The sequence below is a fragment of the Acinetobacter uliginosus genome (assembly GCF_044130295.1).
GTDB lineage: Bacteria > Pseudomonadota > Gammaproteobacteria > Pseudomonadales > Moraxellaceae > Acinetobacter.
The window spans coordinates 21,728-37,256 of sequence record NZ_JBIQOC010000053.1 but is presented as its reverse complement, the minus strand read 5'-3'; the positions used below and the strand labels follow the sequence as shown (position 1 = coordinate 37,256).

Genomic DNA, 15,529 nt, shown 5'->3' with positions numbered 1-15,529 from the left:
ATTGGTTTTGGAAAAAAAGAAGAATTTAAGAAAGTGCTAGCAATTTTAAGAAAGAAAAAGCCTGATAGGACAAGGATCCTATGAAATTTGTCGTGTACAGAGAAGAGATACTGAGTATTTTCGAATACCATTCAAATTGTTGTGTCAGGAGATAGGATGAGAGGAAGAGGTGTCATACTGCTGTTGCATTAAGTGCAATAATTCTGTTTGTTGTTCGGGGGTTAAATATTGCTGGATCTGCTCTAACAGGCTTTGAGGGGTCATGCTTTCTGATACAGGCTCCTCAGTTAAGGCATCGGCTTCAATCACTTCCTCATTAAACACCAGATTTTCATAAATCGTGTCAAACTTTTCCTGTAACGGCTGTAGCTGCATATCAAACAGCTGCTTATGTTCCAGTTTTAAACATTGATATTCCACTGCATGTTCCAGTAATTCCATGCGGTTTCCGGTAGCAATAATCTGTAGACGCGGAAAAGCCTGATGCAGGCGCTGTAAAATTACCTGCGAGGTATTTTGATCCAGCTGGTGATCAATCGCATCAATCAGCAAAATGCCGTCGCCTTCCAGACAGGGATATAAACTTTTGGGATTGAGCAGGCACAAACGCCGTACAATATCTCCTACCAGGGCGATCCAGTTTTTAACACTGTTGGAAAGTTGCTGATAGAGCATGGTTTTTCCTGCATAACTCACCATCAGTTGCAATTTGGGCTGATACTGCACATAAATGTCTTCAAAATTGGGAAGAACGGTGCTCAAAGCCTGTTTTAAAGCATCCAGACTCGGCGCGTTCATTTGCTTTTGGGCATGGACCAATTGCTGTAAAAAATCTTTGTCTTTATTTTTCTGGATGGACGAATTGGTAATGAGCTGCTGAAACAGCTGCGCAATCTGGGCATTTTCAATATCGCTGATTTCACGAAACCACTCAAAGAAACGGCTAAAGGTGGTATAGGGAATAGTGGAAATTTCATAGGCATGGGAAGTCTGAAATACCACCAGATTATTTTTACTCTGAATATTCATTTCATGGACAAAGCGTTCTGCCGGGTAATAGGCAATGAGCGGCAAGCCTTGCTGCTGATCGTGTTTCAGCGCGTTATGATAGAGTTCCACCAGATTGTCTAATTGTTGGGTTTCTGCCTTGCTGGTGCCAATGCCATGACTATTTAAAGTTTTATAAATCTGCCAGTCACACGTCGTCAGGGTCTTGTCTCCAGCTTCGCTAGAGGCATTTAAAGTCCCAATATCGGGAGGAATCTGAACCCGAATATCAATTTTGGATTGCAGGCGGGTAAACATGATGTCTTGATCCAGCATCACCACACCGGCAGCACGCAGGTCTTTATAGCGGGCTGCAAACCAGGTAAGTGCCTGATAGGTAAATTTTAAAATGCCAGTTTTGCCTGAGCTTTGATCGCCCAGAATCAGGGTGATGGGCTTGTCATTAAATTTCAGCTTGAGGTCGGCAAAATGAAGCGCGTGTTTGAGTTGAATAGAGTCAATTTTCATAAAACACCTGCCTTGCAGCTAAAGCTAAAATTATTCTCCCACAGCTTTACGCAGTGATACCGGCATTTGCTTTTTCAGTAGTTGCAGCAAATCGTAAATGTGGTGAATATTTAAACTTACTTTAGCACGTGTGCAGGCCACGTAAAGCAATCTTAACTCTTCGTCACTAATTTTATGGTCTTTTTCATTGACCTTAAACTGATAGTCATCTTCGATGTGCACGCGGTCCCATTCCAGGCCTTTGGCTTTGTGCGCAGTCGAGATGATGTAGTCGGCCTGTTCAATCGGGGTGATTTTGGCCAAGGCTCTTTTGAGTGGATCGGTTCCGTGATCATCCACCAGTTTCACCAGCGGTTTAATGTCACTACCATCATTGGTTTCACAGTATTCATGCACATCGTGCCAGGAATTAAACCAGGCCAGTTCCGGCACATCGGTGACACGGCGGCCCTGTTTCAGCATGCTGGCTGCATCGACAAAACGGTTCAGCTTGACATGATCGGCCTGCAAGCTGACCTTGTCGCCATGCACTAATCCGGAAAGTAGCAGTTCCATGGCACGGGCATTGGTACGGCACAAAATCGCATCACGCTGTTTGGTATGCGGTTTATTCACCACTTTGGAATTCAGTAACGGATTGCCGAGCAAGGGCACGGTTTCATTTAATGCACCCAAAATGGCATTAGCATTCAAGGCAATTTCTTCACCAAAACGGAACGATGTGGTCAGGCGCGATTCAGGCAAGGGCAGCTGTTGCATGGCATTCACCGCACCGCGCCAAGCATAAATTTGTTGATGGGCATCGCCAACATAAATGACCTGGGTATTTCTTTGACGCAGCAAAATACCCAGCATCAAAGGGTCGGCATCTTGTGCTTCATCAAACAGCACATAATCGGCAGGGATATTTGGTTCAGACAAGGCCCAAAGCTTTAGATAAATATCATGCCCAATACCGGCCTGATGATTGGGATCAATCGATTCTAACCAGCGCCGTTCAATGGCTGGATATAAATGTTTCTGTAATTCTTCAATATCATCTGGATGTAACCAGCTCGGTGCCTGCAGATGTCGCGGTGCAGGATACTGCGAACTGGTCGAGCAGAAATAACTGACTGCATTGGCCACCAGACTCGCAAGACGCGATGGCATCATCACGTATTTTTCATAACGCCCACCCATCATCCGGCGCAGGGTAATCGGCTGTAGCCGGTATTCCTTGGCAATAAAACTTGGGCTTAAACGCGGCAAGCGAAGTTTGTCGGTGACGCCTCGAGGCACACTGCGAAAAGCCAGCGAGTGAAAGGTTCGACAGTCAACGTTGCGATGAAATTTACTTTGCGCTTCTGCTGCGATGGCTTTGTTAAATGCCAGATACATGCCACGCCGCTCTGGCATGGCGTCGCTGATCATTTGCAGGGTGGTGGTTTTACCTGTGCCAGCATAGGCAATCACCTTGAAGGAATTGCCTAGACGCGCATTATCTATAGCAAGCGCTTGCTCGTAGGTAGGATTGGGTTTTTTAGACACTGACACAGTTAAAATACTGAATTAATGCTGACGATTGGCTTTTTCCACCAAGCCAGACAGGCCTTGGCGACGAGCCAACTCGTTTAATACCAGCTGTGGCTCGAGGTCAAAATAACCCAGCATCACAATGGTATGGAACCACAAATCGGCGACTTCATAAATCAAGTCGTTTTTATTATCTTCATGCGGTTCTGTTTTAAAGTCCTTCGCAGCGATGATGGTTTCAACGCTTTCTTCACCGATCTTTTCCAGAATTTTGTTCAAGCCTTTGTGATACAGCTTGGCGACATAAGATGAATCCGGATCGGCCAATTTGCGTTCTGCCATCATTTTGCCCAAATAGTCCAAAACTTCGACCTGTTCAGATTGGGCAGTCGAGGCATTCATGGCCAAGGTATGCGGATTGGTTGATTTTTCAGCATAAATCATGCTTGGATCTTTCAACTGTGCATCGACAATTTCCCAGCCATTTGCAGTCAATTTGCGATAGAAACAAGATTCACGACCAGTGTGGCAGGCAATACCGCCGTGCTGTTCAATCTGTAAAATAATCACGTCGGCATCACAGTCTAGACGGATTTCATGTACAGTCTGGAAATGACTGGATTCTTCACCTTTATGCCATAATTTTTGACGTGAACGCGAGAAATACACCGCTTGATTTTTTTCTGCAGTTAAAGCCAAAGCTTCACGGTTCATCCATGCCACCATCAACACACGACCGCTTTGATGATGCTGAGCAATGGCAGGGATTAGACCTTGTTCGTTAAATTTTACTTCATCGAGCCATTGCATGTTGTTCATGAGAATTTCACCAAAAATATGTTCAAAATGGAAAACAGCGAATAAAAATCGCAGCTACATAGTGTACGTGATTAGCAACTGTTTGAGAAAAAAATATACGCATGATCATTTTGATTTCTGATTCAAAATAGTTCAGGTGTTTTATTCACAAAGAATTTTCTAATATTCAACGGATTGGAAAATAAACTGATTCACTTAATCAAGCGCCTATAGTTTTTCCTCTACTTGCTTTTATAAATCCTGCATCAGCTGCGGAAAGTTCTGTTTTTCCACCATTTCCAAAAACTCATCCCCCATGCGCTGGCTTTCCGCTACAGACTGATTCCACATTTGAATCCGCTGTTTCTGATCCAGCCCTTTTAAAGTGAAATCTTTACGATCTGGCAAGCGACCGAGCGGTAAGGATTGTAGATACTCGGCAGAAGGGGAAAGCAATAAAGTCCGTGCCTGATTTTCCGGACTGGCCTTGCGCTTTTTCAGCATTTTGTCGAACCAGCCCGGGGTGATGCTACCGCTAAAATGCGGATACAGCACAATACCCTGGCTCTGGAACGGCAGATCAAGGTGATAATCAATTAAACCGCCATCACGGTAACTGCCTTTCGGGGCATCGGGAATATCGCGAATCGCTGCCATCACTCCGGGAATAGAAGCTGAAGCCATCAACCAAGAGGTGACATTGCTGAGATTTAAAGGCTGATAATGCGTGGTAAAATCATCATCGACTTTAAATTGTGGGCCTGTTTCGGGTTGGCTAATTACCCTTTGCATAAATAGACGGTTGTGTTTACGTGCCACGGCATTACTGCCAATAATTCCGGCAACTGATGCTATTAATGGTAAGGATCTGTCACTCTGGAAAATGTGCTGGGCTTTGACCGAGATGACGGTCAGATGATAGTCCGGATGCTCAACCAGCTGCTGTTCTTTGCCTTGCACCAGATCGAGCAGCATGTCACGGCAAATTTGCCCCACTTCCTGTCGTGACATTTTTTTATGGAAATACAGGTTAGTATAAAGCTCCGCAAGGCGTTCGGTGCCTTCCTTCGCGCCCCAGGCAGCAATACTGGCAAAACGCCAGCTGCCAATCGAGGAGCCAATCAGGGTTCTGCGCCGTGGCGTTTGTGCCAGGAAATCGCCAAAAATGGCTTGATCAAGGCCTTGAATGCCTATGCCTTTGGGGCCACCTGCAGCACCAGGAACAATATCGACAAAATTCGCCTGCAAACCTTCTTTTTCAATCAGTTGGCGTGCCAACCGGCCAGCACGGACATTTAAAGAAGAAGGGCGTTTTTGCAAGATTTGCGTCATGATCTATCATTCAATCTACAGGTGTGTTGTTATTCTAATCTGTCATATATAGGCAACAATGGCGAGAGTCATCAGTTTCTGACTGATTAGTCATTGTATGGAAAAACAACCTGATTATGTAAATAATCAGGTTGTTAGAATTAGATGCAGTGGATAAGTGGACTGTGTTATTTAAACACACGCCAGACAGCCAGCAAGCTCGCAAGTATGATCAGAATAATAGATACATACCATGGTGCAATAATCGCAATGGATAGCAAAATGGCCATAATGCTGCCAAAAATCCAGCTGCGTTTTTGCTGATGTTCCATTTGCAGACGCATGCTTTGCAGTTCATGCAATTGTTTGGAATGCCAAGCGGACTGGTTTTTTAAACCATTCAGGCTGTCAATCATCAAACTTGGTAAATCCTGTGCACCCAGCAGAAGGTCTGGAATTTGCTGACCAATTTCCTTCATATTTTTCACTGGATTCATATTGGCTTTAATCCAGTCAGTCAGGATCGGTTTGGCCAGTTTCCAGATATCAAGATCCGGGTAGAGATCGGTGCCCAAACCTTCTACATGAACCAGTGTTTTCAGCAATAACATCAGCTGCGGAGGAATTTCCAGATGGAAACGGCGGGCGATATCCATCACCTGAATCAGGATGCCGGCAAAATCCAGCTCGCTCATCGGTTTTGATACCATTGGACCTACGGTGCGACGCATTTCACGGGCCAGAGCATCCTGGTCGGTACCCGGTGGAATCCAGCCAGCTTGGTGCACAATCTGAATCAGCTGCATAAAGTTACTGTTCATGACCGCAAGTAACATGCGTGCTACGGTCATCTGGTCATGCTTGGAGAGCTCACCCATAATCGCACAGTCCAGTGCAATAAAGCGCGGATTAGCAGGATTGATGGTTTCGACAAATACGTTACCGGGGTGCATGTCGGCATGGAAAAAGTTGTCACGGAACACCTGGGTGAAGAAAATGGTCAGACCTTTTTCTGCCAGGTCCGCACGATTCATACCCATCTGGTCAAAAGTCGCGGTATCGGAAATCGGAACACCGGTGATGCGTTCAGCCACCATCACATCTTTGCTGTCCATATACACTTCAGGCACATACATCATGCTTGAGCCAGTAAAATAATGGCGCATACGGCGGGTGTTGTCAGCTTCTAGAGTCAAATCCAGCTCATTTAAAATGATCTGACGATAGTCCTGAATAATTTCCGATAAATGCAGGGCACGTGCGGCTTCCAGACGTTTTTCCAGCGCTGCTCCCAGCCAGTCCAGAATTTCAAAATCTTGCAGAATTTGAGTGCGAATGTCGGGACGGGTGACTTTCACCACCACTTCGCGGCCATCATGCAGGGCAGCCGTATGGACTTGTGCAATGGACGCTGCGGCAAGCGGTTGTTCATCAAAACGGGCAAACAATGTATTTACATCGGCTTTTAGCGATTGCTGAATCCGTGCTTTAGCCACATTGCTGTCAAAGGGCTTAACTCGGTCTTGCAATAAGACCAGTTGCTGTAAAACTTCAGGTGGCATCAGGTCGCGACGGGTAGACAGCAGCTGTCCCAATTTAATCGCCAGCGGTCCCATTTCTTCTAAAGCCTGTTTCAGCTTAAGCGGATTTTTACGTTCACGGCTTGACCATGCTGCAGGGTGCATGCGAATGAAACTTAAAGCATGACGGGCTTTTTCCGGTAATTCTTCCGCAGGAAACAACGTGTCGAGTCTATAGTGCGCGGCGATGCGCCAAAGTTCGAGTAAACGTGAAACGTGCGGAATCATAAATCTCATTACCTAATCTTGAGCTGAAGCAGGAGCTGTATTTAAAGTGTCAATCTGTGCCTGAAGCTGTTGAATCTTGGCTTCAGCACGGTCTAAATTTTGATTGAAAATTCGGGTATCTTGTTGCAGATCGTCCATTTGCCAACGTGCAGCAAATAAACCTGTATCTTCTTTTAACGCATCTTCAGCAAAGAATAAATAACTTGCTAAGGAACGTTTTAAAAGTTTCGGTGCCAGCTGGATTTTACCCAGTTCATGGGCAAGGGCAGGGCCAATCCACGGACTTAAATGCGCAGCCAAATCCGGTTCAGCCTGTTGCAAAATGCGCTGAATATCCTGTAACAGGTGATAGTCACCCTGCAGCGGAATATTACCCACATCATCTGCCAGCAGCAGTTTGATTAGCTCAACCACATTTTTAACCTGTAAGGTTGCGGTGGCTGGCATAGATGTTTGTTGCGGGTCAAACGGGCGTTGCTCAAAAATGGACGGACGTTCTGCCTGACCGGTGACGGTCGGTTCCAGGCGCACTTTATTTTCGTCAAAAAACACATCAACAGACAGTTGCGGTGAGTCAATCACCACACGTAACATCTTGCCTTGCAACTGATTGAGCTGGATACGGGTAATGGCATCCAGATCAATCACATGATGAATTAACCGTTCAACTGCACCCAGTGCCAGAATCGACCACATAGTATAAAACCTTAAAGTTTAAAGCCGCGGTGAACCGCCACAATACCACCCGTCAGGTTGTGGTAATCACAGTTCTGGAAGCCGGCATTTTCCATCATCCCTTTTAAGGTGCGTTGGTCTGGGTGCATACGGATAGATTCGGCTAAATATTTATAACTTTCAGAGTCGTTGGCAATAATTTTGCCCATGATCGGTAAAGCCGTGAACGAATACAGGTCATACAGTTTAGAGAATGGCTCAAACACCGGTTTAGAGAATTCAAGTACCAGCAAACGGCCACCTGGCTTAAGCACGCGGTACATGGCAGCCAGCGCAGCATCTTTATCGGTCACGTTACGTAAACCGAAGCTGATGGTGAGCAAGTCAAAACTGTTGTCTGCAAATGGTTCCAGTGTTTCAGCATTGGCCAAAACGAAGTCTACATTGGTACAGCCAGCATCAGTCAGGCGGTCACGACCGACGTTCAGCATCGATTCGTTAATGTCAGACAAGACCACATGACCGGTAGGACCGACTTCACGGCTAAAGACTTTGGCCAGGTCCCCTGTACCGCCGGCAATGTCGAGCACATGCTGACCACGACGTACGCCCGACATATTAATGGCAAAACGTTTCCAGAGACGGTGAATACCGAAAGACATCAGATCATTCATGATGTCGTATTTGCTGGCAACCGAATGGAAAACTTCCGCCACTTTCTGGGCTTTATCTTCACTGCTGACGGTCTGGTAACCGAAGTGGGTGGTCGGACCGACATTACCGGTATTGGCACCACGTGGCAGATTGTATTTGGGTACTGAACCGGTCACTGGCGTATCGGTTAACTGTTGTTGTAAAGATTGTTGCTGACCTTGTGCAGTGCCTTGTGGAAGAGGCTCAGTTAAGAAAGGACTCACTTTGTCTGTATTTTGTGCCGACTCAGGGGTAGAGGGAGGCGTTTGTTTTTCGTTAGACATTAGAGTCACTCCTAACATAAAAATAGGGTTAATGTTGCAGTGCTTGCATGATGACAGATTCTAGGACGTTGTACAGCAATCCGCATGCAATTGTTATGAATAATATACATAAAATCTGCTCTGTGTTTTTATTCACTGCGCAATTTGTTATTTCCATCACAACATAATTTACTGAAACGGGTGAGGATCGCCTGCGTGAACCTTATGGATAATCTGACGTTCAACCGCGGTAAAATCCTTCACGAATTTCTCAGCTGACTTTAACGGTTTCATGGCCAAAAAGCCATCCTGCATAAATTCATACATGATGTTGAAATTATATTTGCTGGCTGCCCCCTTACACATTTTAAATGCAGTCTGAACCATAAACGAGCGCATGTATTTATCTAGGCTAAAACCCAGCTGGTCGAGTAAATCCAGCTGTTTTAAACGAGGCTGCCCCTGATCGAGTTTTAGATAAGTCAAACGCATCATCTCATCGTTTAGAGCTTCGTGCGGATGATAATCTTCAAGGAGCTGCATGGCCACCTGTTCATCCAGTTGTACCGCCAAAATGGCTAAAGATACCCCTGATGTGCCTGTTTTCACCGCATTTTCAGGAATCAGCTTTTCAGCCTTGTGTGCATATTTCATCAAGCGGGCAATCTGTTCAGCCAGTGCGTCAAAATCTGGACCGCCATAGAGACGATTGAGAAAATACTCTGACATCAATACATTCTGCTTTTCAGCAAACTGTTTACTATGGGTGGCCTGCATGCGCTGTTTTTGCCAGGCCTGTACATCTTGCAGGCGCCGAAAAATGTCAGGATTTTGATGATAATTCAATTGATAATACAATTCTAAAAGATCATCCAATGCAGCCAGTTTAGACATGCTGTGTCTCTATTATTTTTTAGATGGCTAAATATTAGAGCGAGACGGGCAAAGTCGCTATGACAAACAGCAAGAAAAATGGTTTAAATTAAGTCAGTTTTCCGGGAATCGCAGCAATTCTGAGCAACATAAACACTATGTGTTCAAATTCAGTCTGGGATTATGCTTGAATAGACTGAAATTTAGAAAAAAGGATAGGGGAAAAGATGACACTGAAAAAAACAAAAAATCTGCTGCTGGATGAAGATGAACTTTCCCTGAATTTGATTGAAGCACAATATCAGTTAAGAAATACCCGTGGTCAGAGTAATGCCAAAAGCGTACTGGTGCTGGTCAATGGCATTGAACTGGCTGGAAAGGGCGAGGCGGTGAAGCAGCTGCGTGAATGGGTTGATCCGCGTTATTTACTGGTTAAGGCTGATGCCGCCAACATGTTCAATAACACACAGACCTACTGGCAGCCGTATGCAAGCTTTATTCCTGCCGAAGGCCAGCTCATGGTGTTATTTGGCAACTGGTATAGTGATTTGCTGGCCACCGCCCTGCATGTATCCAAGCCTCTGGATGAATCGCAGTTTGATACCTATATTGCCAATATGCAGGCTTTTGAGCAGGACTTAAAAAATAATCATGTCGATGTGGTGAAGGTCTGGTTTGATCTGTCCTGGAAATCTTTGCAGAAGCGAATGGATAATCTGGATCCCCATGAAGTGCGCTGGCATAAATTACATGGTCTGGACTGGCGTAATAAAAAGCAGTACGACAGTTTGCAAAAGCTCAGCCAGCGTTTTACCAAGGACTGGAACATCATTGATTGCGAGGATGAAAAATTACGTAATCAACAATTTGCACAGATCATTTTGGCGGCTATGAAAAACTGTCCAGAGCATTTGAGCGAAGTAGAAACTGAATGGAAACAGGCGCCTGTTCCAGAGTTGTTACTGCATCCAGAAAATCAGGCCACGACCAAAGAAGACTATAAAAAAGAGCTGAAAGAACTATCGGTAAAAGTAGCCGAGGCGCTACGTTTTGATGACCGTAAAGCCATTATTGTATTTGAAGGTATGGATGCGGCAGGCAAGGGCGGTACCATCAAACGGCTGGTGAAAAATCTTGATCCGCGGGAATATGACATTCACAGTATTTCGGCTCCTGAACGATATGAGATGCGTCATCCGTATTTGTGGCGTTTTTGGACCAAGTTGCAGACTGATGAAGACATCCGGATTTTTGACCGTTCCTGGTATGGACGGGTGCTGGTGGAACGCGTGGAGGGACTGGTCAGTGAGCATGCGTGGCAGCGAGCGTATGATGAAATTAACCGCTTTGAAAGGGATCTGGCCAATAGTCAAACCGTAGTGATCAAATTCTGGCTGGCGATTAGCAAGGATGAGCAGGCCGCCCGTTTTAAAGCCCGTGAAGAGACGCCAAACAAACGCTTTAAAATCACTCCAGAGGATTGGCGCAATCGGGAAAAATGGGATGCTTATTTGGATGCAGCTGCGGATATGTTCGAACATACCAGCACCACTTATGCACCGTGGCATATTATTGCCAACGATGACAAAAATACCGCACGTTTAGAAATACTCAGAACCATTTTAAAACAGCTGAGAACCAATTAGGTTCTCAGCTGCAAGCGGAATTTTTTATTAATAGATCAGGGAATGATTAACTCGCCGCTTGGGCTTGCTGTTTTTGTTGAATCCCTTTGGCAATTTTGTAACAGTCTTCTACGTGAGCTTCGGCGACTTTCTTCATCACAATGTAGCCTAAACTTGCAGCAACAATTTGACCACCTAGCGGAATAAATTTGGTCACCTGTTTGGTGATGACCTTGGCTACCACATTGTTGAGGGATTTTTTCACGGCGGTACGTGCCACCACCAAGCCGGAAAATTCTACCCCCCGTTTACGCAGTTCATGCCAGTGTACTTTTTTGGTTTCAGGGTCATAGACACTGATTTGTTCCGGAGCCAAACCAAAACGTGCATTCACTTCCGGAATGAGTTGTGACAAAATTCCGACATCGATGACCACATCCAGAAATGGAACCGGAATGACGGCTGCACCTGCAGAACAGTAAGCACGTTTTTTGACAAGTTCCAGGCATTCTGCCCGAATGCTTTCCAAGTCTAACTGAGGATCGATTGCGTCTGGAATTTTATCTATTTTCATCATGTAAATACCTTAAATTTTGTGTTATTTGTTCTATTCAACCATCATTAAGGTGTGAATTTCAAAGCCTTTTTAAAGCTAATGTGCAGTTAAAACTGACATAGACAGACGCCGTTGTATAGTAAATAATCTTTATGCTTTTGTAGGCGTTTCATTTTTTAAAAAATATTGGGGTAATGCAGTCATGGCCATTCATGTGATTCAAAGTCAGCGTATAGACGTGCTGGTGCACGCCATGCTGACGACCGTGAATAAGCCTGCCACAACACCTTTTCAGGTGCTGCAAACTCAACACTTTATTGTGCCGTCGCATGCGGTTGAAGCCTGGCTGACCCAAAAGCTGGCAGAGCAAAAAGGCATCAGTGCCAATACCCAGTTTCATCACCGGATTCGTGGTTTCCAATGGTCAGCCTATCAATGGGTGCTGGTCGATCAAAAAGAGCAGGTGCGTAAAGCCAATATTCCACGAATTATTATCAAGTGGCGCGTGTTTCAGGCATTAAAAGCCTTTATTCAGGGCGAAAAAAATTCTTTACAGCTTGATCATCCTTTATATTCCATCGTACAGCGGATTTATGACAGCGCCGACCGTTTGGAACAGGGCATTGAAAAGCAGCTGAAAAAGCAGGGCATGCTGTATTGGGTGGCAGAGCAGGTATCACGCCTGTTTAGCCATTACATGGAATATCGCGGCCATTGCCAGAAAAATTGCCCTCCCAATATGTGCAGCTGTCCAACTAACTGGCTGCAGGCTTGGGGACAAAATAAAGAACTTCCGATTGAGGACATGTTCTTTAAAACCAATAGCGATATTTCTGAATTTACCCTGAATCAGGCGCGTGAACTGGAAGCCTGGCAGCGTTGGCTGTGGCAGGAAGTGTTTCATCAGGACTTTGAACAGATGCAGAGTATTGATGCTATGTTCTGGGAAACGCTGGATCATCCTGAGACCCGCAAGGCAGCATTAAAAAAATTGCCACAACAACTGGTAATTTTTACCCTGCTGGATTTGCCTCCCATGCAGCTGGAGTTTTTACGCCGTCTGGGGCAGTACCTTGATATTTATATTCTGCATTACAACCCTTCACAGGAATATTGGGCCGACAGTGTCGATCCGAACTGGAAAGCACGTTACGACCTCAGGGTCAAAGAACGCTTTATTGCGAAAAACCCCAAAGCCAGTGATGCCGACATTGAACAGTTTTTCCAGGAATTTACTTTAAATTTCAATGCAGAACAGCGCGAGTCGCGTCATCCTTTGTTGACCCGTTTTGGCAAGCAGGCGCGTGACCATTTCTCCCTGTTATCGAATTTATCTTCGGGGGAAGATGGGGTCTGGGCAGATGCCTTTATTGATGAATATAAAGCGAATTTACTCGGTAAAATCCAGTCTGATATTTTGTATCTGGTGGAGCCAGAGCAGCATCAATATGTACTGGATGAACAGGATGATTCGATACAAATTCATGTTTGCCATTCCAGTTTGCGCCAGCTGGAAGTGTTAAAAGAACAGCTGATTCACTGGCTGGCACAGGGCACCAAAGAAGCACCGCGTAGACCCAGTGATATTTTGGTGCTCAGCCCAAGCTTAAGCGAGCTTGAACCGCTGATCCGCAGCGTATTTGCACCGCCACCCAGCGAACGTGACCTGATTCAGCATAAAGCCGGCAGCAGTCATCAACTGTCCAAAGACAGTGTATATCTGCCCATTCAAATTGCCGGTGTGGCACAACTGGATGCGTTGAATGCTTGGCGAGCGGTACTGGGCCGGATTGAACTGATTCAGGGGCGTTTCAGTATTGAAGATTTTGCCGACTGGCTGAGTTTAAGCGCGACCCAGCAGCGTTACAGTCTGGACGTCAATGCCATTGAACGCATTACGGAATTGCTGATTGCTGCCGGTTTTAAACGCGGACTGGATGCCGAGCATTTAAAGCGTAGCCTGTGCGAAGGCGATGAAGACTATCGTTTTAGTTTTAAATTTGCGCTCGACCGTTTGGCCTTGGGGATTGCCATTCCTGAGCATCGCCTGTTTCAGGGCACGCTCAGTTTTGCCCAGGTCCTGCCCAGCGATTTTGAGCTGATTGGCAAGCTGATCCAGATTTATCAGGATTTTGACGCGCGCCGGGACTGGATGATTGCGCATGAGCAAGGACAAAATGTCCCTGTAGAGCAATGGCTCAAGCGTCTGATGCAGGATATTGCCGAGTTTGAAGAAAGCGGTGTCGAGTCTTTATCGACCGTGTATAAAATCATCAAAAAACAGGAGCGGATGCTGACCCTGGCTAGTTTCTACGATGAGCACGATCATCATGCCTTGCGCAGTTTAAGTTTGCCTCTGCCTTATTTGCTGGCAGAAATTAATAACACTCTGGAAATGCAGCTGGACCATGCCGAACCGACCGGGCAGATTACCTTTAGCCAGATCGGACAGATTCGTCCTGTGCCATATAAACTAATTGTGATGCTTGGACTGGACAGCGGTAAGTTTCCCAATCGTAGCCAGCATTTGCCTTTTGATTTGATGGATTTGCTGAAGCCCCAGCTCGGCGACCGTTCCCGTCTGGAAGATGATCAGGGCGCATTTTTAGACCATCTGCTGCTGGCTCAGGACAACCTGTGGCTGTTTTATAACGGCTTTGACATTAACGATGGAGAAGTGCGTGATCCCTCCACCGTGGTGCAGGAACTGGTGCAGCATCTGGCTTTTATCGTTCAGAGCAAACAAGCGGACAACCAAACTGATGCCACTGTAGAGATCAATGGCGTGGAAGTGCCAGAGCAACTGCGCTCGCTGTATCATGTGCATCCTTTATTGCCTTTTGATCCGGTCGGATTTGAATCGGCCCGACCGGTGCGTTATCAGGACCAATGGTTTTGTGTGGCGGGACAGATTCGGCATGCCAGCGGACAGCGTGCGTCTTGGGTGAATACGCCTTATCAGCATCTGCAGCAGGATGTCTTGGTGCTGGACAGTCATCAGTGGATTCAGGATGTCACTTTCCCGGCACGTTTATATTTAAAAACCTTGGGTGTGGAAAATCTGCGTCCTGAAGATCTGCCTGCGGTACAGGAACCCTTGTTGCTGGATGGTTTTGGGCGTTATGCCGTGCGCCAGTTCCTGCAAAAACAGCAGGGTACGGCACAGCCTGAATTGCTGATGGATCAGCTGCCAATAGGCAAACTGCAACAAAGCAGCTGGCAAATGAGTGTGGTTGAACAGCAGCGTTTAAAAGACCGCTTGCTGAAATATGCCCCTGAAGTGACCCCGACCACACAGCAAGTGTTGAAGGTGAATGATCATGTGTATATGAACATTCATTTACCGAAAAACAGCGCAGAAAAATGGGTCAGTCTGGATGCTTCAAGCGCGCGTGCCAAGCGCCGTGCCAAAGTCTGGCTGGAATATCTGCTCTGGTTGGCCTATCTGAATTTAGGGGAAGGCGGTGAAAAACTGGCGCGGATTGTGGTGTTCAGTGACCGGACCATTTTATGTCATGGCGTGACCTCGAATAAAGCCCGTGAATGGCTGGATCACTGGCTGGCCGCCTGGAAATATGGGCAAAGCCAGCCGCTGGTGTTGCCTGCCGCCTTGCTGCTGAAAATTGCTGAAAAAGATAAAGAACATGACTGGCAAGCCAATGAGCAGAACCAGATGTGCATTGACGATATGGATGTGATTTATAAGGACTGGCATGAAGATGGCAAGTTTAGCGGTTTTTCGGTGACGGATAACGAAGCCACCCAAATGCACCGCGACTGGCAGTTTATTTTACAGGAACAGGATGCCACCGCCTTGCTGGAAGATGCCTGCGCACAATTTTCCTATCAGCTCTATCAACCGGTGTTTATGCATCAACAGGCCATTAAAGAATAAAA

At 46.0% G+C, this 15,529-nt stretch carries 11 protein-coding genes; 2 read left to right on the top strand and 9 right to left on the bottom strand.

The window, feature by feature from the left end:
• Nucleotides 1-144 precede the first annotated feature (144 nt).
• From ACE01T_RS11170 to ACE01T_RS11135, 8 genes are all read right to left on the bottom strand, one after another.
• The gene (locus ACE01T_RS11170; protein ID WP_395519271.1) at nt 145-1,515 is read right to left on the bottom strand and encodes an ATP-binding protein; all 1,371 of its coding nucleotides are present in this window, start codon (nt 1,513-1,515) and stop codon (nt 145-147) included.
• Between the two features lie 30 nt (nt 1,516-1,545).
• On the bottom strand, nt 1,546-3,051 hold the full coding sequence (locus tag ACE01T_RS11165) for a UvrD-helicase domain-containing protein (RefSeq protein ID WP_395519270.1): 1,506 nt from the start codon (nt 3,049-3,051) through the stop codon (nt 1,546-1,548).
• Between the two features lie 15 nt (nt 3,052-3,066).
• The gene (gene hisIE, locus ACE01T_RS11160; RefSeq protein ID WP_395519269.1) at nt 3,067-3,849 is read right to left on the bottom strand and encodes a bifunctional phosphoribosyl-AMP cyclohydrolase/phosphoribosyl-ATP diphosphatase HisIE; all 783 of its coding nucleotides are present in this window, start codon (nt 3,847-3,849) and stop codon (nt 3,067-3,069) included.
• Nucleotides 3,850-4,080: 231 nt separating this feature from the next.
• The gene (locus tag ACE01T_RS11155; protein ID WP_395519268.1) at nt 4,081-5,160 is read right to left on the bottom strand and encodes a patatin-like phospholipase family protein; all 1,080 of its coding nucleotides are present in this window, start codon (nt 5,158-5,160) and stop codon (nt 4,081-4,083) included.
• 167 nt (nt 5,161-5,327) lie between these two features.
• The gene (locus tag ACE01T_RS11150; RefSeq protein ID WP_395519273.1) at nt 5,328-6,947 is read right to left on the bottom strand and encodes an ABC1 kinase family protein; all 1,620 of its coding nucleotides are present in this window, start codon (nt 6,945-6,947) and stop codon (nt 5,328-5,330) included.
• 12 nt (nt 6,948-6,959) lie between these two features.
• Complete coding sequence (locus tag ACE01T_RS11145) at nt 6,960-7,643, bottom strand: ubiquinone biosynthesis accessory factor UbiJ (RefSeq protein ID WP_395519267.1); 684 nt, start codon at nt 7,641-7,643, stop codon at nt 6,960-6,962.
• An 11-nt stretch (nt 7,644-7,654) separates the two neighbouring features.
• The gene (gene ubiE, locus ACE01T_RS11140; protein WP_086195228.1) at nt 7,655-8,599 is read right to left on the bottom strand and encodes a bifunctional demethylmenaquinone methyltransferase/2-methoxy-6-polyprenyl-1,4-benzoquinol methylase UbiE; all 945 of its coding nucleotides are present in this window, start codon (nt 8,597-8,599) and stop codon (nt 7,655-7,657) included.
• Between the two features lie 168 nt (nt 8,600-8,767).
• On the bottom strand, nt 8,768-9,472 hold the full coding sequence (locus ACE01T_RS11135) for a DUF8198 family protein (RefSeq protein WP_180043268.1): 705 nt from the start codon (nt 9,470-9,472) through the stop codon (nt 8,768-8,770).
• A 206-nt stretch (nt 9,473-9,678) separates the two neighbouring features.
• Between ACE01T_RS11135 and pap the strand changes: the two genes are divergently transcribed.
• The gene (gene pap, locus ACE01T_RS11130) at nt 9,679-11,097 is read left to right on the top strand and encodes a polyphosphate:AMP phosphotransferase (RefSeq protein ID WP_300046442.1); all 1,419 of its coding nucleotides are present in this window, start codon (nt 9,679-9,681) and stop codon (nt 11,095-11,097) included.
• Nucleotides 11,098-11,143: 46 nt separating this feature from the next.
• On the opposite strand, the gene ACE01T_RS11125 is transcribed toward pap, so the two are convergent.
• Entirely contained in the window at nt 11,144-11,650 is a 507-nt protein-coding gene (locus ACE01T_RS11125; protein ID WP_180043276.1) for a hypothetical protein, read from the bottom strand.
• A gap of 184 nt (nt 11,651-11,834) precedes the next feature.
• Here ACE01T_RS11125 and ACE01T_RS11120 point away from each other — a divergent pair, with 184 nt between their 5' ends.
• A complete protein-coding gene (locus ACE01T_RS11120) occupies nt 11,835-15,527 on the top strand; it encodes an exodeoxyribonuclease V subunit gamma (protein ID WP_395519266.1) in 3,693 nt (1,230 codons plus the stop codon).
• Nucleotides 15,528-15,529 lie beyond the last annotated feature (2 nt).

Excerpts from the sequence above, each read along its gene's own strand:
- ACE01T_RS11170 (WP_395519271.1), bottom strand. The coding sequence starts at position 1,515 with ATGAAAATTGACTCTATTCAACTCAAACACGCGCTTCATTTTGCCGAC.
- hisIE (WP_395519269.1), bottom strand. The coding sequence starts at position 3,849 with ATGAACAACATGCAATGGCTCGATGAAGTAAAATTTAACGAACAAGGT.
- ACE01T_RS11155 (WP_395519268.1), bottom strand. The coding sequence starts at position 5,160 with ATGACGCAAATCTTGCAAAAACGCCCTTCTTCTTTAAATGTCCGTGCT.
- ACE01T_RS11150 (WP_395519273.1), bottom strand. The coding sequence starts at position 6,947 with ATGATTCCGCACGTTTCACGTTTACTCGAACTTTGGCGCATCGCCGCG.
- ACE01T_RS11145 (WP_395519267.1), bottom strand. The coding sequence starts at position 7,643 with ATGTGGTCGATTCTGGCACTGGGTGCAGTTGAACGGTTAATTCATCAT.
- ubiE (WP_086195228.1), bottom strand. The coding sequence starts at position 8,599 with ATGTCTAACGAAAAACAAACGCCTCCCTCTACCCCTGAGTCGGCACAA.
- ACE01T_RS11135 (WP_180043268.1), bottom strand. The coding sequence starts at position 9,472 with ATGTCTAAACTGGCTGCATTGGATGATCTTTTAGAATTGTATTATCAA.
- pap (WP_300046442.1), top strand. The coding sequence starts at position 9,679 with ATGACACTGAAAAAAACAAAAAATCTGCTGCTGGATGAAGATGAACTT.
- ACE01T_RS11125 (WP_180043276.1), bottom strand. The coding sequence starts at position 11,650 with ATGAAAATAGATAAAATTCCAGACGCAATCGATCCTCAGTTAGACTTG.
- ACE01T_RS11120 (WP_395519266.1), top strand. The coding sequence starts at position 11,835 with ATGGCCATTCATGTGATTCAAAGTCAGCGTATAGACGTGCTGGTGCAC.